Raw genomic sequence first — 19,802 nt, 5'->3', positions numbered from 1 at the left:
GCTCTTCCGCATCGTTTGTCTCCTCGTTTGGAGAACAGGCTAACTTCAAACCGCGGACTTTTCAGGGGAGCAGGTCACGCTCCACCGCTTCCAACGGTTATAAAGCGTTTTGTGTGGTCCATAGGCCGAAGGTGCGTCGCGCCACCTCAACCCATTGCGATTAATAAAGATAATTCCGCTCAACACACGTCGATCATCCCTCTCGGGACATTGCTGCGCAATGCCCTGCCGGGCAGTGAACGTGTGGCTTGCCGTAGGACCTCGGGGAAGAAGGGCTGAAGGCGCGCCATCTGCGCATCCGTCAGCCAGAAAAGATCAGACATGGGCACCGCTCGGTTTTCGAACCGTGAATCACGCGGCGGGACGGAAATCAATGGGTCCTGACCCTAGGCTATGGCCCATCGTCACGGCGCAAAGGAGCGACGGCGCATCAAGGCGCTGATGTTGTAGTCGAAAAGAAGTTACAGCTCAGCTGCCCAGGGCGGGTTCGCACCCGCGCGGGAGACGGTCACGGCGGCGACACCTGCGCCGAAGGACAGCGCATTTGCAAGCATGTCTGCGGGTAAGTTGCGCAGGGCCGCTTTTTGTAAGACGCCCAGTTCGCTGAGCCGGGCCAGCAGGCCGGCGTTGAAGGTGTCCCCGGCTCCGACCGTGTCTACAATCTGAACGGGACGGACCCGGGTTTGCACGCTTTCTCCGCCCGCCAGAAACCCCGTCGCCCCCTTACTGCCCTGGGTCATGACTACCACAGAAGGACCCTTGGCTTGCACGACCGCAACCTTTTCCGGCAGCGGCATCGGCCCTGGAACAATCCAGTTTAGGTCTTCATCCGACACTTTCACGATATCCGCCAGCGCCATCATCTTGTCCAGGCGGGCGCGGAAACGGTTGATATCTTCGATAAAGCCCGGCCGGATGTTCGGATCCAGCATCACCGCGCGGGATGCGCCTTCGCGCGCCAGAAGATCCTCATAGGCGGTGGCGCAGGGTTCGCAGGCCAGGCTGATGCCCCCGAAATAGAGCGCCGTGAGATCCTCCGGCAGCTGCGGCATATCAGCAGGCAGCAGCATCCGGCCAGCCGAGTTTTCATCGAAGAAGCTGTAGGACGCGTGGCCATCCGTCAGTTTGACAAAGGCCAAGGTCGTCGGGCGATCCGAGGTGATGACATGGGTGGTATCCACGTGACTGGCCTTCAGGTCCTCGACAAGCTGCTGACCGAACATGTCGCGGGACAGGCCGGTCAACATACCGGTCTGCACGCCAAGCCGCCCAAGCGCGATGGCGGTGTTGAACACGGCGCCACCGGAATGGGGCACAAACCCGTCGCGCCCGCCATCGGTCGGGGTCGGGATCATGTCGATCAGGGCCTCACCACAGCATAGGATCATGACATTCGCTCCGCGTAGTGCTGCGCCGCTGCCGCGCCTGCGCGCGGGATTTTGCATTGAAACCGGGTCATAACGCCGCCAGCCCGGCGTTGGTATCAAGCAGGAACTGCGTGAAGATCGGCCCCCCGGCAGCGCCAATGCTGCGGGCGTTTTCGCCGACGGCTCCAGCCTCGATCTGCGGCGAGATCAAACCGCGCTTGTCTTGATTGGCCAGATAGCGGCGCACGCGTTCGACCAGTTCCTCACGCACAGCGACCGGGAAGGCGCCATCGATGATGATGGCTTCAAAATCGATGACGGAGCATATCGACAAGGATGCCTTTGCCAACTCCTGTGCCGTTGTGCCGATCCAGGCCTCCACATAGCGTTCCAGACCGCTCCAGTCCTGCGGTTTGCGCCAGAGGATTTCGGGACCGATCCCGGCCTCTACCAGGCGCGCCTCAAGCAGGTGCAGCGACGCGGTATCGATCAGTTGCAGGCTTTCGCCCAGGGGGCCGGTGGTGCGCATCGATCCCAGCGCCCCGGCATTGCCCCGATTGCCTTCGAAAACGGTGCCATTCATCGCCACCCCGCCGCCGATGAAGGACCCAATGAAGAAATAGGCATAATCGCGGAAATCCTTGCCCCGCCCGAACATATGCTCGGCCTGACAGGCCGCCGTGGCATCGTTCACGACAAAAACCGGCAGGTCGCTGAACCTGGCCACTTCTGTGGCAAAATCGACATCTTCCCAGGATTGAAATTCTTCCGCAGCGGCTCCGGTCAGATCATGCCACTTCCACAGCTCAAAAGGCCGCCCGATGCCGATGCCGCAGACCCGGCCCTGCTGCTTTGCGGTCAGGCCGGACAGAAGGGTTTCAAGCCCATCTTTCAGGAATTCGAAGATCGCGTCCGGCATGGGATAATCATAGGTCGTACGCAGCTGCTGGCGCACGTTGCCGGCAAAATCCAGCAGCAGCAGATCCGCGCTCTTGCGGCCCAGGTTCATGCCCACGGACAGGGCCCCCTCGGAGCCGAGTTCGATGGGAATCGAAGGCTTGCCGACCTTGCCCTTGACCGGCTCCCCCCGCTGGACGAAGCCGTCGTCCTCCAGCCTACGCAGGATGGTGGAGACCGTAGGGCGGGACAGGCCGGTCCGGCGGGCGATCTCGGCGGCGGACACGGCGCGGTGGCGAAACAGAATGGACAGAATGAGGCGTTCGTTGTGATCGCGGACACCCCGCTGATTCACCCCGGCACTTCGTTCTTTGATACTGACATGGTCCATTCGGACGAACATAGTTTGCCGCCTTTCTTCAGAAAAGATACTCTGTGGCGATTAGTTAGTAAAGTTAACAAACAAATTGACACCCTATGAGGAATCAGGCTTTTTAGGGCTCACGACCTGCCCAGATCGCTCTAGGCGGGTCCGGTTGGAGAGGAGCCAGCCGGATTGAGAACAATAATTTCGGGAGGACCACGTGAAAAAACTCATGACCATTTCCGCGCTCGCCCTGGCCTCGGTGGCTGGCGCGGCGCATGCAGAGATCAACGCCTGTCTGATCACCAAGACCGACACCAACCCCTTCTTCGTGAAGATGAAGGAAGGCGCGACCGCCGCAGCCGAAGCAAACGGCATCAATCTGTCCACCTATGCGGGCAAGATTGACGGCGACGTGGAAAGCCAGGTCGCAGCGGTTGAGACCTGCATTGCATCGGGGGCCAAAGGCATCCTGATCACCCCGACGGACAGCCGCGCCCTGACGCCCGTCATCACCCAGGCCCGTGACGCCGGTGCGCTGGTGATCGCGCTGGACACTCCGTTCGAACCGGCCAATGTAGCCGATGCGACCTTTGCTACCGACAACTTCAAGGCCGGGGTGCTGATTGGCCAGTGGGCCGCGGCAAAGCTGGGTGACGAGGCTGCAAACGCCAAGATCGCCCTCCTGGACCTGAATGCCTCGGAAATCTCGGTGGACTACCTGCGCGACGGCGGGTTCCTGCAGGGCTTTGGCATCGACATCAAGGACCCCACCGACATCGGCGATGAAGATGACCCGCGTATCGTTGGCCACGACGTGACCAACGGCAACGAAGAAGGTGGCCGCACGGCGATGGAGAACCTTCTGCAGATCGACCCGGGCATCAACGTGGTCTACACGATCAACGAACCTGCCGCTGCCGGCGCCTATGAGGCGCTCAGATCGGTGGGCCGTGAAGACGACGTGCTGGTCGTTTCCGTCGATGGCGGCTGCCCCGGCGTGCAGAATGTCGGCGAGGGCGTGATCGGCGCAACCTCCATGCAGTTCCCGCTGCGGATGGCCTCGCTCGGTATCGACGCGATCAAGGCCTGGGCCGAGAACGGCACCAAACCGGCGAACACCGAAGGGCTGGATTTCTTCAACACCGGCGTTGAACTGATCACAGATGCGCCGGTCGACGGTATCCCGTCGCTCAGCTCGGCCGACGGCCTGAAGAAGTGCTGGGGCTAAATTCAGCAAACACCACAGGACCGGGGCAGCAAATGCCCCGGCCAAATGCCATCAATCTAAACCTTTGACCGTATCAGAGGCCGTAGCATAGGCTTCAGGCCGGGGAGGTCGTCATGTCAGAGACATCCGGAATGGGCTCAAAAGGCCAACACTACGAACAGGTTCTGGAGGGAAGTGATACACGCGTCGCCCAGTTCGAAGTTCGCAACACAACGCTGCTGAGCCGGGTGCAGCATATCCTGCACAACAACCCAACCTTCGTGCCGGTCATCGTGCTGGTCATCAGCCTGCTGGCCTTCGGGCTGATCGCCGGAGGGCGGTTCTTTTCCGCCTTCAACCTCAGCCTGATCCTGCAGCAGGTGTCGATCATCGGCATGCTCGCAGCAGCGCAGTCACTGATCATCCTGACCGCGGGCATCGATCTGTCGGTCGCGGCGATCATGGTGCTGATGTCGGTCATCATGGGCAATCTGGCGGTCAACTTGGGCGTGCCCAGCCCCTTTGCGATCCTGCTGGGGTTCGCTGGGGGCATGGCGGCGGGAGCCATGAATGGGCTGCTGATCACCAAGGTCAAACTGCCCCCCTTCATCACCACGCTCGGCACCTGGTCGATCTTCTTTGCGCTCAATCTCTGGCTCTCCGGAGCTCAGTCGATCCGCAGCCAGGACATCGACGATCAAGCGCCTTTCCTGAAGTTCTTCGGCAATGCCTTCAATATTGGCGGCGCCCGCATCACCTTTGGCGTGATCCTGATGGTCGTGATCTTTGTTGCGCTCTGGTACATGCTGAATAAGACCGCCTGGGGGCGCCACGTCTACGCCATAGGCGACGATATGGAGGCGGCGGAACTGTCCGGCATCCGCACCGAGCGCACGCTGGTCTCGGTCTATATGCTCGCCGGTCTGGTCTGCGCCATTGCGGGCTGGGCTTCGATCGGACGGGTCGGCTCGATCTCGCCGCAATCCTTTTACGAAGGCAACCTGCAGTCCATCACCGCCGTGGTAATCGGTGGCATCTCGCTGTTTGGCGGGCGTGGATCGATCCTTGGGGCGCTCTTCGGGGCGCTGATCGTCGGCGTTTTCCAGTCGGGGCTGCGCATGGCCGGGGTGGATGTGCTCTGGCAGGTCTTCGCCATCGGCTGGCTTATCATCATCGCGGTCGCCATCGACCAATGGATCAGGAGGGTTTCGGCATGACACCAGTCGTTCAGGCCAAAGGTATCGTGAAACGCTATGGGCACGTCACCGCCATCAACCATTCGGATTTCGAACTGCGCCCCGGGGAAATCCTGGCCGTGATCGGCGACAATGGCGCGGGCAAATCCTCGATCGTCAAGGCGATTTGCGGCGCCACCATCCCGGATGAGGGGGAAATCCTGATTGAGGGCAAACCGGTCAGTTTCTCTTCCCCCATCGAGGCCCGCGACATGGGCATCGAAATCGTCTATCAAACCCTCGCCCTGTCCCCCGCCTTGTCGATTGCCGACAACATGTTCACCGGACGCGAAATCCGCAAACCCGGATTTCTGGGCAAATACCTACGGATGCTGGACAAACCGGCGATGGAGAAATTCGCGCGGGAAAAACTGACCGAACTTGGCCTGATGACCGTGCAGTCGATCAAGCAGCCGGTCGAAACGCTGTCGGGCGGTCAGCGGCAGGGTGTCGCCGTCGCCCGAGCGGCCGCCTTTGCCACCAAGTTCATCATCATGGATGAGCCGACGGCGGCCTTGGGGGTCAAGGAAAGCCGCAAGGTGCTGGAACTCATTCAGGACGTGAAGGCGCGCGGCATCCCGATCATCCTGATCAGCCACAATATGCCGCATGTGTTCGAAGTCGCCGACCGGATCCATATCCACCGGCTGGGCAAACGGCTCTGCACCATCGATCCCAAGGACTATACCATGTCCGATGCCGTGGCCTTCATGACCGGCGCCAAGGAGCCACCTGCCCAGGACGCGGCATGAACGAGCCTGAAGCGATCGCCGAAAGGCTCCTGGATCCCATTCTGACAGCGCCGCGCTCCGGACAACGCAAACTTGTCGCTCTGGCCGGACCGCCAGCCTCTGGCAAATCCACGCTGGCGGCAGTCCTTGCGGACAAGCTGAACGACGCCGGGTGCCAGACCCAGGTCGTGCCAATGGATGGCTTCCATCTCGACAACGCCATTCTCACCCAGCGCGGTCTTCTGGACAGAAAAGGCGCGCCGGAGACCTTCGACCTAGGTGGTCTGCTTCGGCTGGTGAAAGCCCTGCCGGATGCACCGTCGGTGATCTTCCCGGTTTTCGATCGGGACCGGGACATCGCAATTGCTGGCGCGGGCCTACTTCCCGAGACATGCGACACCGTCATCGTCGAGGGCAATTACCTGCTGTTTGATGCCCCCGGATGGCGGGAGCTGCGCCGCTTCTGGGACTTCTCGATTTCTCTGGACGTCGACCTTTCCACTTTGCGCCAACGTCTGATCGATAGATGGCTCCACCACGGTCTCCCGCATAGCGAAGCCGTGGCCCGCGCCGAAGGTAACGACCTTGAAAACGCCCGCCTGGTCGCCGCGGCCTCGCTCAAGGCAGACAAGACGATCACCTAGTCTTCGGTATCGACCCAGATCAAAAACGGGAGAAGGGCAGCGTCGGCTCAGGCATCCTTGAAAACAAAAGACGTCTGAACTGAAATTTGCCCCCGCCCCAAGGCTGCGGCGTCCACGATCTGCTTGCCCAGCTCAGCGGCCAGTCGCAGGAATTTGCTTTCGCCCTGTAGCCCGGCGATATCGCACACGGCCATGCACTCCCTGATCCGCTCAGCCGGGAACAGCGGACCAGCGGTCTGATCTTTCCCGGTCGGGGTTGCGTCAATCAGAATGTCTGCCGCGCGCTCTTCCTCCCAAATACGGACCTTGGGCCAATGCGCGCGCAGGATGGCTGCCGTTTCCGCCAGCCGCCCCTCATCCGTGTCGCTGAGAACAACGTCGCTAACGCCCGTTTCGCACAGCGCATCGGCAATGGCCCGACCGGCACCGCCGCCTGCCCCCATGATATGCGCCGACCTACCAGCAACCGGCACCCCAGAAACGCGCAGCGCCTCCATAAGAGCCAGCCCATCCGTCATGTCGCCAACAAGCACATCACTCTCACGGCGCAGGGTATTCACGGCCCTGATGCGCCCGGCCCGGTCCGTCACCTGGTTCGCTTCCTGAAAAGCCGCCTGTTTGTGCGGATAGGTGATCGAGCAGCCCAGAAACGTTTCGGAGGCGCGCAGCAGCGCCCAGAACTCTGTCAGCACAGGGGCCGGAACGTCCAGGGGCAGCATCCGGCAGTCGATACCGCGGGTGCGAAACCAGTCGTTCATACCCGGCGGCGACACCACCCCCGCGACGGGGGCACCGATAATCGGCAGCAGCTTGGTCGTCCCTGAGATGTCCATAATGCGGCGCTCCGAAAGTTGACGGTTGACAGTAATGTGAGGCACTTTTAAAAATATCCAACATTTTTGCGTATATGGAATGAAATGATCTTCTCTGGCAAGAAAAATGAAGACAGCACCATCGTCGAACTGCTGGCGTCCTCGCTACGGAAGGACATCGCGTTCGGCACCCTGCTGCCGGATCAGAAGCTGAAGCTGAATGAGCTGCGCAGCCGCTATGGTGGCTCCAACCATTCCATGCGGGAAACCCTGCGCATCCTGTCCTCTGAAGGTCTGGTCGAAGGCGCCGCGCAGCGCGGGTTTCGCGTCACCTCGGCGACCGAGGACGACCTGCGCGACATTCAACTTGTCCGGCAGGAAATCGAAAGCATCGCCCTGTCGCGCGCGATCGCACTGGGAGATGTCGCCTGGGAGGGGCAGGTCGTTGCCGCCCATCACGCCCTGCAAAAGGCCGAGGCCGCCGTAGCCACGACCCCGGACGATCTGACGGCGCTGGAATGGGATGATGCCTGCCGCGCCTTTGCCACGGCATTGATCGCGGCCTGCGACAGCCCGCGCCTGATCGATTTGCAGCGCAAGTTCTTCGACCAGAGCCGCCGCTTTAGGCTGGCGCTGCTGCGCGAAGGCAAGCTGAACTGGGCCGCTCGCAAGGCCCGGCAAAAAGCGCTGCTGGATGCGGTTCTGGACAGAGATGAAATCACGGCTTTGGCCCTGCTGAAGGAAGAGATCGAGGCAGACCTGAAGGCGTAACACTGATCTATAAGGGAGGAAGATCATGATGAAACTTAATCGCCGCAAGGCATTGGCCCTGATGGGCGGAACCGTGGCCGCGACGGGGCTTGCCGCCCCTGCGCTGGCCCAGAACAAGAAAATCAAGGTGGGCGCGCTGCGCTTCACCTCGCATTCCGGCAGCTTTATCGCGCAGGAGCGCGGCTATTTCGCGGATGCCGGGCTGGACGTGGAACTGGAGTTCTTCCAGGCCGCGCAGCCGATGGCGGTGGCCATTGCCTCGGGCGATGTGGATTACGCCGTGACCGCCATTTCCGGCGGATTGATCAGCCTCGCGGACAAGGGAGCGATCAAGGTCATCGGCGGCGCCCTGACCGAAGAGGACGGCATCGACGGACAGAAGTACCTGATCTCGGATGCCTCTTATCAGGCCGGCATCAAGACGCTGAAGAATCTGGACGGTAAGAAATACGCCGTCACGCAGGCGGGTTCGTCCTTCCACTACATGGGCGCCAAGATGGCCGCTGCCGAAGGCATCAACCTCAGCTTCACACCGCTGCAAAAGGTCGGCGCGATCATCGGCGCGATGAAATCGGGCCAGGTCGATGGCTGGTCCATCGTGCCCCATATCGCCAAACCGCTGGCGGCCGCCGGTGCCTGGCACATGGTGGGCAACGTGTCGGACTACATTCCCGACTATCAGGTGACCACTGTCTTCACCTCGGCCAACAATGCGGCCAAGGAACGCGGACTGACCGAAAGCTTCCTTCAGGGCTTCTCGCGCGGGGTCGATGATTATGCCGCAGCCATGATCGATGGCACCGCAGATCAGGACGAGATGGTCGATCTGATCCACAAATACGTCTACACGGATCGCCCCCGCGAAAAGGCGGCCCCCTCGATCATCAATGGCACCATGCGGCTGAGCCAGGGCGCGGCGCTGAATATCGCCAGCGTTCAGGATCAGCTGAGCTGGTTCCAGTCCGAAGGTCTTGTCGATGGCGACATCACGCTCGACACGCTTGTGGACGATTCCTACGTCAAAACGCTGGGCGCCTAAGCCACGCCTTGTACGTTCTTCCGGGCGCCTTGCTTTTTGCGGGGCGCCCGTCCTTCTCCTGTAGTCAAAGGACAGCGCATGGACATCCGTCTGGACGGCATCAGCCATTCCTATAACGATTTCGAAGTGATGCGGGATATCTCTCTCGACATCGCGGACGGGCAGATCGTTTGCATCGTGGGACCGTCGGGGTGCGGTAAATCCACCCTCTTGCGCTTTATCGGCGGGCTTGAGCGCCCCAGTAAGGGCCAGGTTCTGCAACTGGGCACACCGCCCGAGGGGTGCCTGAACCCGCTCACCTATATCTTTCAGGATTTCGCCCTGCTGCCGTGGCGCAGCGTCTCGGGGAATATCTCGCTGGTGCTGGAGGACCACGGCATCAAGGGCGCCGAGGCAAAGCGGATCATCGACGATGTGCTGGCCCGCACCAAGCTCAGCGATTTCGCCCAGGCCCTGCCCAAGCAGCTGTCGGGCGGCATGAAGCAACGCGTCGCAATCGCACGTGCCCTTGCGGTGAAGCCCGCCGTGATGCTGATGGATGAACCTCTGTCTGCGCTCGACAGCCAGACCCGTGAATTGCTGATGGACGATCTGGTTGATCTCTGGATGCGCCAGCCGTTCACCGCCATCTACGTGACGCACAACCTGGCCGAAGCGGTCCGACTTGGCCACAAGGTCGTGGTTCTGTCGCGCCGCCCCGGCCAGATCCGGGAGATCGTCGAAATCGACAAACCCCTTTCCGAGCGCGCCTTTGGCGATGCTGATCTTGATGCCCACCAGAAACACCTGTGGCAGCTAATGCGCGAAGAGGCGCGGGCTGCAGATGCGGAGCTGATCCATGTCTGACATGACACAAGAAAAACCCGTCGCATTCCGGGGCGGTGGTTTTGCGCCGCACTCACGTCGCTGGGTCGGCGTGGCCGTTTTTGTCGCCCTGATCCTGCTGGCGGAATGGGGCACCCGCACGGGTTGGATTTCCGCCCTGACCCTGCCGCGCCCCTCGGACGTGCTGGATACTTTCCGGGAGCTGTATGACAGCGGCATGCTGTTCAAACATCTTGGCCCGTCGCTGACCCGTCTGGCGGTCGGCGCTGCCATCGGTGCGCTTCTTGGTATCTGTATCGGGGTGCTTATCGGCCTGTTTTCCTACATCCGCTCCGGGCTGGTGCCGCTGGTTGCGGCCATATTCCCCATTCCGAAAATCGCGCTATTGCCGCTTTTCGTGATCTGGTTCGGGATTGGCGAAGGATCGAAATATGCGCTGATCGCCTTTGGTACCTTCACCCCCACGGTGGTCGCTACCTACAGCGCGGTCGACAACGTCGACCGCACGCTGATCCGCATGGGGCAAAGCTTTGGCCTGTCCTGGTGGTCCATCGTGCGCAAGATCGTTCTGCCGGGCGCCATGCCGGGGATCCTGTCCGGTCTGCGCATCAGCCTTGCCATCGCCATCATCCTTCTGGTCGCTGCAGAAATGCTGGGCGCGGAATATGGTATCGGGGCCTATATCCTCGAAGCGGGCTCGCTTTATGATCTGGAACGGCTTTTCGCTGGCGTGGTGATCCTGTCGCTTCTGGGCGTCATCACCAGCGCAGTGATCGGGTTTATCGAACGGCGCCTGCTGGGGTGGCGGACATGATGGCAAAACCCGAAAGCGACTATGATGTCGTCGTCGCAGGGGGCGGCGCAGGGGGGGTTGGTGCCGCACTTGGCGCGGCCCAGTCCGGGGCGCGGGTCCTACTGGTCGAAAAATACGGTTTCCTTGGCGGCGCCGCGACCAACGCACAGGTGCTGGCCTACTGCGGTTTTTATCAGCAGGGGCCTGAGCCCATCAAAGTCGTAGGAGGGGTAGCCGATCTGGTCCTGGATGAGCTGCGCAACCTCGGGCTGGATTGCGCACCGTTTCAATCGCCGACGACGCTCAACTGGATCATCCTTCTGGAACCAGAAGCGGTCAAACTGGCACTGGACCGGGTGCTGGCGGCGCAGGGCGTTGACGTGTTGCTCCATACCCGCGTGGCGGCTGTGACACGCACGTCGGATCGTATCGAAGCGGTGACACTGGCCGGTATGGACGGGCGCACCCGGGTGGTGGCCGAGGCATTTGTGGATGCCACCGGAGATGCTAACCTGTCATTGGTCGCCGGTATTCCCTGCCGCACCGGGGATACCAACGGCAACCTGCAGGCAATCTCAGCACCCATTCGGATCGCTGGGCGTGACCGGTCACAGCCAATAGACCGCGAGGCCATCAAGGCAGCCTTTGCACGCTACAGGCGCAATGGACGCTGGCCCTCTGCCCGCGATGACGGCGGCATCTACACCGAAGTACCCAACACCGGCGAAATGTGGTGGATGATGTTCGACCACCCGATGCCGGATCTGAGTTCCGCCAGTTTCAGCACGGCCGAACGCGCCGCGCGCGAAGCGGCACACGACTATGTCGCGCTGCTGCGTTCTGATGTGCCTGGGTTTGAAAACGCCTATCTGGTGCAGACCGGCCCGCAGATCGGCATCCGGGAAAGCCGCCACCCAGCAGCCCGCTATGAACTGACCGGAGAAGATATTGCCACCGGGCGCCAGCGCGACGACGAGGTGGCCAAGGCGGCTTGGCCAATGGAGGATCACACGGTCCCCGGGCAACCGATTTATACCCCCGTAGGCGGAACCGGGTGTGCCTCCATCCCGCTGGACGCCTTGCGCGCCAAGGGCGTGGATAACCTCTATTTCGCCGGGCGCACCATCGGCGCCGATCCGATGGCCTATGCCTCTATTCGGGTGATGGGCACCGCCTTTGCGACCGGAGAGGCCGCTGGACGGGCCGCCGCTGCCCCGGGGCAAGGCATGGACGCGCAACAGGAATGGCGTAAACTGGGTTGACCCCCAGCCCAATCGCACCAGCCCAGCAATTGCCAGCCGCTGCCATCGGCGCAGCGCTGGTAAGAAAAGCTGGTGCAAATGCCGTCAGCGAATCAGGCTATGGACTGTGCCGACAGAATTTCCACTCAAAGATGATATCGATCAAAGTGTAGCGACTGCGCTTGCATACACTGGCCAACGTTAAATGCGACAGCACCAGGGCGTGCTTAACGATGGAGACGGTTATGGCAGATTCAGTTTCAACCTCCGGCGGCGCCGCTCAAGGCGACCTATATGGTGATCTTTGGGTGCTGACCCGGGATCTTGACCCAAGTGATGGCGGCGGCAACGGTGAACCGGTGCTGGATGAGAACGGCCAGATCGTGCCGATCGGCTATAATCCTGAAACCGGCGAGACCTTTCCGATCCACCTCGTCGAAGGCGGAGAAGGCGAATACGAAGTCCCAGCTGACCAGCTGGATTACATCCAGGAAATCGAGATGGAGCGGGCAAACATTATGCGCTCGCCCGATCAGGTGGTCGAATCCGCTCTGGAAGAGGCGCTTGGCAAGATCAACGCCGGAACCGAGATCTCGACTGATGCGTCGGGCCGCATCATGGTGGACGGTGTCCTGATCGATTCCCCACGCGAGAACCTCGCGCTTTACAAGCTGATCATGACCGCAGGCGGCGCAACAAGCTGGACCGAGGTTCAGGCGAATGTCGCCGGGAACATTCCGCAATCGCTGATCGACCTGATGAACACGGGCTGGAACCCCACCGGGCTGCTGGCCGGCGTCTTCTCCAAGTTCCACCCGGTCAGCATGGACGCGACGCTCACCGCGCATACCTTCATGGGGGTGAACGAAGTCACCGGTTCCGGCGACACCCAGACAATCGACTATTTCGGCTTTACCGACGGCAGCGCAGAGACCTTCGACTATGACCGTATCGCCACCTATGGAGATGCCTGGGTCCAGTGGTACCAGGACATGGACGGAGATCCCTCCGACCTTGAGGCAGTGCAGCGTACACTGCTGGACGTGATCTGGGGCAAGGACCGCAACGGCGACGGCGTCAATGACGTTGGCACCGGCAAGGACTGGGTGGACGAGTACATGACACTCTCTGCCGATGGCGAGAGCTATGAAATGGCCGAAGGCTCGGCCGCCGGGATCAACGACTGGGCTCAGTCGGTGGAAGACGCCCGCGAAGCCATCTACGTGCTGCACGAATACGTCGGCACCACGGAAATCGCTGCGCCAGAGGCGACCGACGACGTCATCGAGGGTAGTTCCTACGCCGACTACATCGCCTCCTGGGGCGGTGATGATCTGATCCTTGGCCACGAAGGCGACGATCTGATTGACGGCGGCGAAGGCAACGACACGCTGAAAGGCAACCTTGGCGATGACAGCCTCGAAGGTGGCGCGGGCAATGACGTTGTGCGGGGCGGGTTTGGCGACGATGTGCTGGTCCGCGGTGGCGGCAACGACAAGCTGTTTGGTGGTCGCGGGTCCGACAAACTGAACGGCGGCGCTGGTGACGATACCATGGACGGTGGCGCGGGCGATGACATCCTGCGGGGCGGCCGCGGCGCCGACCTTTTGACCGGTGGCGACGGAGCCGACGATTTCTTTTTCCGGCTTTCGGGTCCGAGAGGGACCGACACTATCGCCGATTTCGCGAGCGACGATCTCGATATCATCCGACTGGACCGGATCGACGCTGACAACTCCACTGAAGAGGACGACGCCTTTACCTTTATCGGCAGTGCTCACTTCAGCGGCACCGCAGGGGAACTTCGCGCGGCGGATCGTGGCGATTTCCAGCGCATCGCCGGCGATGTGGACGGTGATGGAAATGCAGACTTCGTGATCAAGGTCCTTGGCACCGATGCGGCGGAGGCCGACTGGTTCGCGCTCTGACCTCACCGCCCCGGGCGGAGCAATGAAAACGAAGAACGCTGCCAGCAACATATGCTGGCAGCGTTTTCATTTCTACGATCCGATGCTCACAGCAATTTGCCCCATGGCTTTCCGTGCTTTGGCAAAGCAGTCACAGCCCCGGCAGCCACAGCGCCAGCTGAGGAAACAGGATCAGCAAGGCGACCAGCAGCATCGAGCAGGCCATATAGGGAAAGGCCGACATGTAGATATCGCGCATCGTGGTATCCTTGGGCGCTACCCCTTTCATCACGAAGAGCAACAGCCCGAAGGGCGGCGTGGTGAAGCTGATCTCCAACGCCAGCAGGATGATCAAACCGAACCATATCGGATCGAACCCCAGCGAGGCCGCCAGCGGAAAGAAGATCGGCACGGTCAGCAGCATCATCGAGATCTGCTCCATGAACATGCCCAGCAGCAGCAGCACACAGAACATCACCAACAGCATCGCAACCGGCGCCAGATCAAAGGAGGTCGCCCAGCGGATCAGCCCGCTGGAGGCACCGGAAAAGGCCAGCAGCTGGCTGAAAGTGGCTGAGCCGAACACGATCAGATAGGCCATCAGCGTCACTCGCAGCGCGCCGACGACGGACTTCTTCATCGCCTCCCAGCTGAGACAGCGAAACAGAATGGCAAGGATCAGGACCCCAAGCGCGCCAAAGGCGGCGGCCTCGGACGGGGTGATCAGCCCACCAACCATGCCGATGACGATCAGAACCATGACCGACAGCATGGGCAAGACGTCTCCGAACAGCAGCCGTGCCTTTTCGCCAAAGGTGAGCGTCTCAACCTCATAGGCAGGGGCAGCGGTCGGGTCGATGCGGGTCTGCAGATAGATGACGCCGATATAAAGGCTGGCCAGCACCAGCCCCGGCAGGATCCCCGCGATCAGCAGCGCGCCGACGTCGATGCGGGCGAGCGTCGCCAGCAGCACCGCCAAAGCAGAGGGCGGAATGATGATCGCCAGACCACCGGTTCCAAGGATCGGCCCGATCGACATGTGCTTCTTGTATCCGCGGCTGGTCATCTCGGGCACCATTAGGCTGCCCAGCAGCGCGGTCGAGCCCATGGAGGAGCCGGACAGCGTTGAAAACGCTGTCCCGCCCAGCACAGTCACATAGGACAACCGCCCGGGCAGCTTACCCAGAAGCCGGTCGATGGCATTGAACATCCGTGCCCCAAGGCCAGTGTGAAAGAAGACCTCTCCCATCAGCAGGAACAGCGGGATCGGCACCAGCGCATAGTTCGTCAGCCCGCCAAACCCGTTGTTGAGCAGCAGCGTGATCCCCTTGGCACCGCCCATGAAAAACCAGGCCCCAACGATATTGGCCGCCAGAAAGGCAAGCGCGACCGGCATGCCGATGGCCATCAGAACCAGGATCGAACCCAGCAGCAGGGCCAGTGATTCAAACCATTCCATTATTCGTGTATCCCCGCTTCGCCCGAATGCATCAGGTCGCTGCCAAATACGAAACGGGAAAATTCAATCGCCATCAGTCCAAAGCTGACCGGAAAGGCGATCGTCAGGATCCATTTCGGAAAGTAGTAGGCGCGCACGTCCAGATCGTTGCGCGCGATATTGCCCAGAAACAGCTCTGCGCCCTTCCAGGCTAGGATCACCGACACCAGAACACAAAGCGCGGCCACAAGACGGCTGACCACCCGGCGCACCTCAGCGGGCAATGCAGCGGTAATCAATTCGATATGCACATGACCCTTTTCACGCACCAACCAGGGGGCGCCCATCATGGTCATGTACAAAATGGCGTATTCGGATGAGGTGAAAAGCCAGGCAAAGGGCTGAAGCCCAGCATTGCGCATCACCACGGACAGGGTGACCGAAATCATCAGCCAGACCAGCATGAAACCCGCGATGCCCGCCATCGCATATAGGAAGCCTTGATAGAGCTTTCCGACCATTGCCATTTCTCATCCTTTCCAAAGGCAGGCGGCACGCCGGACCCGCGATCCGGCGTGCCGTCCCGTGGCTGTTTACTTGTCGTAGAACAGCTCGATCAGCTTGTCGTAGTTGCCGTCTCCCTGGGGGCTGTCGGCCATCAGGCCCTTCATGCGGTCCCAGGTTTTCTGCGTGGCGGCCGCCAGATAGGCGTCGGCGGCGTCACCTTCCAAGGTCACGACTTTCATGCCGGCCTCTTCAAGGGCCGCGAAATCCGCGTCGCGCAGGGCACCCAGTTTGGCGGCGCTTTCCGCCTCGTGGGCGATTGCGACATCCTGCAGGATCTTGCGCGATTCCTCGGACAGGCTGTTCCACTTGTCGAGATTCACGATGGTGCCAAGGTCGGTCGAGAAGAAGCAGGGTTCGATCCGGTAGTTCAGGAATTCGTTCCACTTCAGATCGATCAAGCCGATCTGGGTCCAACCGGTCGCATCCACCACGCCGCGCTCCAGCGCCGAATAGACTTCGGTGGTGGGCAGGTCGATCACCTGCGCGCCCAGATATTCGGTGAAGAATGCGTTGTAGACCGCGTTGCCGCGCAGTTTCAGACCGGACACATCAAGGTTGCCGTCCGCGTCCAGCTTCGGCTCATTGCGGGTCCACAGGTTGTAGCAGACTCCCGAGTCGAACCAGCCCAGGTATTTGACGCCCATCTTTTCCTGGTGAATCTGGTCAATCAGTTCCAGACCGCCATTGGCGCGGGTTTCCACCGCCGTCAGGTTTGAGGTCACAAGCGCGTCTTTTTCCGGCAGGGCGCCGGCATAGAAGCTGCCCGGTGTGTAGACCATGTCCACAACGCCCGAACGCACCGCGTCCGGCTGCTGGAACATGCCGATGGCCTCGGGGCCGCCACGGACCTCGATATTGACGACACCTTCACCCGCCGCGTTCACCTTGTCGACGAACTCAAGGAAAGATTTGGTGTAGATCAGCGATTCCGGAAAGGCGTGTACGGCGGTCAGCGTGTCTTCGGCAAAGGCAGCCGAGGTCATCGCCGTGGTGACAAGGACTGCACCAATCATACTGTGCTTCATTTTGTCTTTCTCCCTGGTGATGGGGTGCCTTGTGACGCCCCTTTGGTTGTGGCCTCGGCCCCCATCAGGGCCCGTTGCCGTCTTACGTCGCGGGCCAGGCCCATGGGTGCTGAGAAGCACGGGCCGCCCGAAACGTTGAAATCCGTTCTTGGTGCTGAGCGGTCAGGTCGATGTCGTCCCAACCATTGACCAGTTTCTGCTGCCAGACGGGATCAATCTCGAAAGAGACCTCCTGCCCGGCGATGCTGGCACGGCCAGCAGCCAGATCGACGGTGACCGCCACATCATTGCTGCCGATGGCGCTGATCAGCGCCTCGATCTGTTCTTCTGGCAGGCGGGCGGGCAGCAGGCCGTTGTTGACGGCGTTGCCAGCAAAGATGTCGCCAAAACTGGGGGCGAAGACCGCCTTGATCCCGAAATCCACCAGCGCATAAACGGCAGCCTCGCGGCTGGAGCCGCTGCCGAAATTGCGCCGCGTCACGAGCACCGAGGCGCCGGGATGCAGGTTCAGCACATGCACGTCGTCATCCTGACGCGCATCGTGCAGCAGAAATTGGCCATACCCCTCGCTGCGCGGCGCCGACATGAACCGCGCCGGGATCAGCTGGTCCGTGTCCACATTCTCCTGCGCCAGCGCCACCGCCCGACCTTCGATCTTGCTCCACCCGCTCATGACCGGCCCTCCAGCAGCGGGCGCACATCGGCAAGATGTCCGGTAACGGCGGCGGCGGCGACCATGGCGGGACTCATCAGATGGGTCCGCGCGCCGCGTCCTTGCCGCCCGCGGAAATTCCGGTTGGTGGAGGAGGCGCAGCGTTTGCCCGCCTCGACCAGATCACCATTCATGCCCACACACATGGAACAGCCGGCATCGGCCCATTCAAGGCCCGCATCGGTAAAGATCTGCGCCAGCCCTTCAGCCTCGGCCTGTTTCTTGACAACGGCGGATCCCGGCGACACCAGACCGGGCACCTTGGCCTGGCGTCCCGCCAGAACCTTGGCCGCGAGGCGCAGATCCTCGATCCGGCCATTGGTGCAGGAGCCGATGAACACCTGATCAACCGCGATGTTCTCAAGCGGCATCCCTGCTTCAAGGCCCATGTAATCGAGCGTTGCACGCGCCTGATCCTGCTTTCCTCCGGGCAGGTCTGCCGGGCGCGGCACACGGCCAGTGATCGGCAGCGCCTCTTCCGGAGAGGTGCCCCAAGTCACCGTCGGGGCGATCTCTGCGGCTTCGATTGCAACCTCCTGATCGAAGATGGCCTCCGCATCGCTGTAGAGCTTTTGCCAATCCGCCAGAGCAGCCTCCCAGGCGGCACCCTTCGGGGCGAAATTGCGCCCTTTCAGATAGTCGAAAGTGATCTGATCCGGCGCGATCAGACCCAGCCGGGCACCACCCTCAATACTGAGATTGCACAGGGTCAGGCGACCTTCGATGCTCAACGCCTCAACCGCGCTGCCCGCGTATTCGATTGCGTGACCCCTGGCGCCATCCGCGCCCAGTTCGGCGATCCAGTGCAGTGCAAGATCCTTGGCCGTGACACCAGCGCCAAGGGCGCCATTGACCGAAATCCGCATGGTCTTGGGCCGACGCTGCCAGATCGTTTGGGTTGCCAGAATATGGGCGACTTCGGTCGCCCCGACGCCAAAGGCCAAAGCCCCAAGCGCCCCGTGAGTGGAGGTATGGCTATCCCCGCAGTTGATCAGTAGTCCAGGCAGCGTCAGCCCCTGCTCGGGGCCAAGCACATGCACAATGCCCTGCCCCGGATCGTGCAGATCGAACAGCCGGATGCCCTGTGCCCGTGCATTCTGGCCCAGAGTGTCGATCATCCGGCGGATATCGGGCGCGACAGCGCCCGGTCGTGTTGGCGCATAGTGATCGACCACCGCAAAGGTCAGATCGGGTTCGGCCACCTTCAGGCCCCGCTGCGCCAGCTTGGCAAAGGCGTGGTGCGAGCCTTCGTGCACCAGATGCCGGTCCACCCAAAGGAGGGACATGCCATCGTCGCGTCGCATGATTTCATGCGCAGCCCAAAGCTTGTCGAACAGGGTCTGCGGGGTGGTCATTCGGCTGCCTCTTTGCGGGCCGGATTGATCACCGGCTCCCAGTGGCGGGTTTCGCCCACGCCGACGTGGTTCAGCGACATCTCAAGCCGGAACATGTCAGGCCGGTAGAGCGCGGCAAGGTATTCGACCCCGCGGCCTTCCTCGTCGCGCACAACCCGGTCGAGGGACAAGAGCGGCGCGCCGATCCGAACACCCAGCGTTTCGGCAACTTCCGGAGAGGCCAGCGTCGCGCTGACCGTCTGATGGGCGGAATCGACTTTGACGCCCGAGCGCTCCAGAAGGCGGAACAGTGGCGTCGTGGCCAGTTCAGCCTCTGTGTAATTCTGCGCGATTTCTTCCGGCACCCATGTGGTCAGATGGGAGAAAGGTTCATTTTCAACCAGACGCAGGCGTACCGCTGTCTGAACCCGTACCTGCGCCCCAAGGCCCAACGCCTCGGCAACGCCGCCGGGCGCGGCGCCATAGCTGAAGGAGAGCAGCCGTGCGGTGGTGTTCTGCCCCATTTCGACCAACTGCGGCATCAGGGTACTGAAGTCCGCCGCCATCGAAGGACTGGACTTCTGCGCGCAGACCGTTGTGCCGGATCCGACACGGCGTTCAACCAGCCCGTCCTTCTCCAGCACATCTAGCGCCCGACGCACAGTGACACGGGACACGCCCAGAGTCGCGGCCAGCTTCTGCTCACCCGGCAGCACGCTCCCCGGCGCGTAGACACCACGGGTAATCTCTTGATGCAGATGCAAAAAGACACGCTGCGCCTTCCCCCCTTCAGGCAGACCTTTGCTTGCGGAAGATGCCAGATTCTGTCCCATATTTCTCCTTTCACTGCCTCTCAAGCCTAGCGATGGTTTTTTCAAAAGCAACAAATC

At 61.4% G+C, this 19,802-nt stretch carries 19 protein-coding genes and 1 pseudogene; 10 read left to right on the top strand and 10 right to left on the bottom strand.

The features are described 5' to 3' along the window. Positions 1-78 precede the first annotated feature (78 nt). The 3 genes and pseudogenes from SM765_RS16595 to SM765_RS16585 all read right to left on the bottom strand — a co-directional run. Positions 79-323 (bottom strand): annotated as a pseudogene (locus tag SM765_RS16595) (transposase); the annotation flags it as partial. Between the two features lie 138 nt (positions 324-461). Next, a complete protein-coding gene (locus SM765_RS16590; RefSeq protein ID WP_274838027.1) occupies positions 462-1,388 on the bottom strand; it encodes a carbohydrate kinase family protein in 927 nt (308 codons plus the stop codon). Positions 1,389-1,455: 67 nt separating this feature from the next. Continuing rightward, positions 1,456-2,667, bottom strand: a complete 1,212-nt coding sequence (locus SM765_RS16585; RefSeq protein ID WP_274839009.1) for an ROK family transcriptional regulator — start codon at positions 2,665-2,667, stop codon at positions 1,456-1,458. 181 nt (positions 2,668-2,848) lie between these two features. On the opposite strand from SM765_RS16585, the gene SM765_RS16580 reads away from it, so the two are divergent. The 4 genes from SM765_RS16580 (at position 2,849) to SM765_RS16565 (ending at position 6,448) form a co-directional block, all read left to right on the top strand. Continuing rightward, on the top strand, positions 2,849-3,859 hold the full coding sequence (locus SM765_RS16580; RefSeq protein ID WP_217593298.1) for a sugar ABC transporter substrate-binding protein: 1,011 nt from the start codon (positions 2,849-2,851) through the stop codon (positions 3,857-3,859). Positions 3,860-3,972: 113 nt separating this feature from the next. Further along, positions 3,973-5,055 (top strand): ABC transporter permease, encoded by a 1,083-nt coding sequence (locus SM765_RS16575; RefSeq protein WP_065272378.1) that lies wholly within the window; start codon positions 3,973-3,975, stop codon positions 5,053-5,055. After that, positions 5,031-5,825, top strand: a complete 795-nt coding sequence (locus SM765_RS16570; RefSeq protein WP_065272377.1) for an ATP-binding cassette domain-containing protein — start codon at positions 5,031-5,033, stop codon at positions 5,823-5,825. Before SM765_RS16575 ends, SM765_RS16570 begins: the two co-directional genes overlap by 25 nt. Then, a complete protein-coding gene (locus tag SM765_RS16565) occupies positions 5,822-6,448 on the top strand; it encodes a nucleoside/nucleotide kinase family protein (RefSeq protein ID WP_274838025.1) in 627 nt (208 codons plus the stop codon). The genes SM765_RS16570 and SM765_RS16565 overlap by 4 nt, the downstream gene beginning before the upstream one ends. A gap of 47 nt (positions 6,449-6,495) precedes the next feature. Here SM765_RS16565 and SM765_RS16560 read toward each other — a convergent pair whose 3' ends face one another. After that, positions 6,496-7,281: a shikimate dehydrogenase family protein gene (locus tag SM765_RS16560; protein WP_274838024.1), complete on the bottom strand. Its 786-nt coding sequence runs from the start codon at positions 7,279-7,281 to the stop codon at positions 6,496-6,498. Positions 7,282-7,365: 84 nt separating this feature from the next. Here SM765_RS16560 and SM765_RS16555 point away from each other — a divergent pair, with 84 nt between their 5' ends. The 6 genes from SM765_RS16555 to SM765_RS16530 all read left to right on the top strand — a co-directional run bounded on the left by SM765_RS16555 (position 7,366) and on the right by SM765_RS16530 (position 13,857). After that, positions 7,366-8,031 carry a GntR family transcriptional regulator gene (locus SM765_RS16555; protein ID WP_274838035.1) on the top strand — a complete coding sequence of 222 codons (666 nt, stop codon included), beginning with the start codon at positions 7,366-7,368 and terminating at the stop codon, positions 8,029-8,031. Positions 8,032-8,056: 25 nt separating this feature from the next. Next, positions 8,057-9,070, top strand: a complete 1,014-nt coding sequence (locus SM765_RS16550) for an ABC transporter substrate-binding protein (RefSeq protein ID WP_274838023.1) — start codon at positions 8,057-8,059, stop codon at positions 9,068-9,070. Between the two features lie 78 nt (positions 9,071-9,148). Next, positions 9,149-9,916: an ABC transporter ATP-binding protein gene (locus tag SM765_RS16545; RefSeq protein ID WP_274838022.1), complete on the top strand. Its 768-nt coding sequence runs from the start codon at positions 9,149-9,151 to the stop codon at positions 9,914-9,916. Continuing rightward, complete coding sequence (locus SM765_RS16540; protein WP_274831510.1) at positions 9,909-10,709, top strand: ABC transporter permease; 801 nt, start codon at positions 9,909-9,911, stop codon at positions 10,707-10,709. The genes SM765_RS16545 and SM765_RS16540 overlap by 8 nt, the downstream gene beginning before the upstream one ends. Then, entirely contained in the window at positions 10,706-11,950 is a 1,245-nt protein-coding gene (locus tag SM765_RS16535; RefSeq protein ID WP_274831511.1) for an FAD-dependent oxidoreductase, read from the top strand. Before SM765_RS16540 ends, SM765_RS16535 begins: the two co-directional genes overlap by 4 nt. A gap of 224 nt (positions 11,951-12,174) precedes the next feature. Then, complete coding sequence (locus tag SM765_RS16530) at positions 12,175-13,857, top strand: calcium-binding protein (protein WP_274838021.1); 1,683 nt, start codon at positions 12,175-12,177, stop codon at positions 13,855-13,857. 130 nt (positions 13,858-13,987) lie between these two features. Here the strand turns inward: SM765_RS16530 and SM765_RS16525 are convergent, their stop codons facing one another. The 6 genes from SM765_RS16525 to SM765_RS16500 form a co-directional block, all read right to left on the bottom strand. After that, positions 13,988-15,295, bottom strand: coding sequence for a TRAP transporter large permease (locus SM765_RS16525; RefSeq protein ID WP_274838020.1), 1,308 nt, complete (start codon positions 15,293-15,295; stop codon positions 13,988-13,990). Continuing rightward, a complete protein-coding gene (locus tag SM765_RS16520; protein WP_065272367.1) occupies positions 15,295-15,801 on the bottom strand; it encodes a TRAP transporter small permease in 507 nt (168 codons plus the stop codon). Before SM765_RS16520 ends, SM765_RS16525 begins: the two co-directional genes overlap by 1 nt. 66 nt (positions 15,802-15,867) lie before the next feature. Continuing rightward, positions 15,868-16,866 (bottom strand): TRAP transporter substrate-binding protein DctP, encoded by a 999-nt coding sequence (gene dctP, locus SM765_RS16515; protein ID WP_065272366.1) that lies wholly within the window; start codon positions 16,864-16,866, stop codon positions 15,868-15,870. 82 nt (positions 16,867-16,948) lie between these two features. Then, positions 16,949-17,539, bottom strand: a complete 591-nt coding sequence (gene leuD / locus SM765_RS16510; RefSeq protein ID WP_274838019.1) for a 3-isopropylmalate dehydratase small subunit — start codon at positions 17,537-17,539, stop codon at positions 16,949-16,951. Then, a complete protein-coding gene (leuC, locus tag SM765_RS16505; RefSeq protein WP_274838018.1) occupies positions 17,536-18,933 on the bottom strand; it encodes a 3-isopropylmalate dehydratase large subunit in 1,398 nt (465 codons plus the stop codon). The genes leuD and leuC overlap by 4 nt, the downstream gene beginning before the upstream one ends. After that, complete coding sequence (locus tag SM765_RS16500; RefSeq protein ID WP_065272363.1) at positions 18,930-19,745, bottom strand: GntR family transcriptional regulator; 816 nt, start codon at positions 19,743-19,745, stop codon at positions 18,930-18,932. The genes leuC and SM765_RS16500 overlap by 4 nt, the downstream gene beginning before the upstream one ends. Positions 19,746-19,802 lie beyond the last annotated feature (57 nt).

Origin of the sequence: Pseudophaeobacter sp. 1A09344, assembly GCF_041008745.1 — a bacterium.
Lineage (GTDB): Bacteria > Pseudomonadota > Alphaproteobacteria > Rhodobacterales > Rhodobacteraceae > Phycobacter > Phycobacter gallaeciensis_A.
Note: the sequence above shows the minus strand (reverse complement) of the source record. Positions and strands in the feature narration are given on the sequence as shown.

Coding starts and splice junctions, on each gene's coding strand:
- SM765_RS16590 (WP_274838027.1), bottom strand. CDS start 1,388: ATGATCCTATGCTGTGGTGAGGCCCTGATCGACATGATCCCGACCCCG.
- SM765_RS16585 (WP_274839009.1), bottom strand. CDS start 2,667: ATGTTCGTCCGAATGGACCATGTCAGTATCAAAGAACGAAGTGCCGGG.
- SM765_RS16575 (WP_065272378.1), top strand. CDS start 3,973: ATGTCAGAGACATCCGGAATGGGCTCAAAAGGCCAACACTACGAACAG.
- SM765_RS16570 (WP_065272377.1), top strand. CDS start 5,031: ATGGATCAGGAGGGTTTCGGCATGACACCAGTCGTTCAGGCCAAAGGT.
- SM765_RS16565 (WP_274838025.1), top strand. CDS start 5,822: ATGAACGAGCCTGAAGCGATCGCCGAAAGGCTCCTGGATCCCATTCTG.
- SM765_RS16560 (WP_274838024.1), bottom strand. CDS start 7,281: ATGGACATCTCAGGGACGACCAAGCTGCTGCCGATTATCGGTGCCCCC.
- SM765_RS16555 (WP_274838035.1), top strand. CDS start 7,366: ATGATCTTCTCTGGCAAGAAAAATGAAGACAGCACCATCGTCGAACTG.
- SM765_RS16550 (WP_274838023.1), top strand. CDS start 8,057: ATGATGAAACTTAATCGCCGCAAGGCATTGGCCCTGATGGGCGGAACC.
- SM765_RS16545 (WP_274838022.1), top strand. CDS start 9,149: ATGGACATCCGTCTGGACGGCATCAGCCATTCCTATAACGATTTCGAA.
- SM765_RS16540 (WP_274831510.1), top strand. CDS start 9,909: ATGTCTGACATGACACAAGAAAAACCCGTCGCATTCCGGGGCGGTGGT.
- SM765_RS16535 (WP_274831511.1), top strand. CDS start 10,706: ATGATGGCAAAACCCGAAAGCGACTATGATGTCGTCGTCGCAGGGGGC.
- SM765_RS16530 (WP_274838021.1), top strand. CDS start 12,175: ATGGCAGATTCAGTTTCAACCTCCGGCGGCGCCGCTCAAGGCGACCTA.
- SM765_RS16525 (WP_274838020.1), bottom strand. CDS start 15,295: ATGGAATGGTTTGAATCACTGGCCCTGCTGCTGGGTTCGATCCTGGTT.
- SM765_RS16520 (WP_065272367.1), bottom strand. CDS start 15,801: ATGGCAATGGTCGGAAAGCTCTATCAAGGCTTCCTATATGCGATGGCG.
- dctP (WP_065272366.1), bottom strand. CDS start 16,866: ATGAAGCACAGTATGATTGGTGCAGTCCTTGTCACCACGGCGATGACC.
- leuD (WP_274838019.1), bottom strand. CDS start 17,539: ATGAGCGGGTGGAGCAAGATCGAAGGTCGGGCGGTGGCGCTGGCGCAG.
- leuC (WP_274838018.1), bottom strand. CDS start 18,933: ATGACCACCCCGCAGACCCTGTTCGACAAGCTTTGGGCTGCGCATGAA.
- SM765_RS16500 (WP_065272363.1), bottom strand. CDS start 19,745: ATGGGACAGAATCTGGCATCTTCCGCAAGCAAAGGTCTGCCTGAAGGG.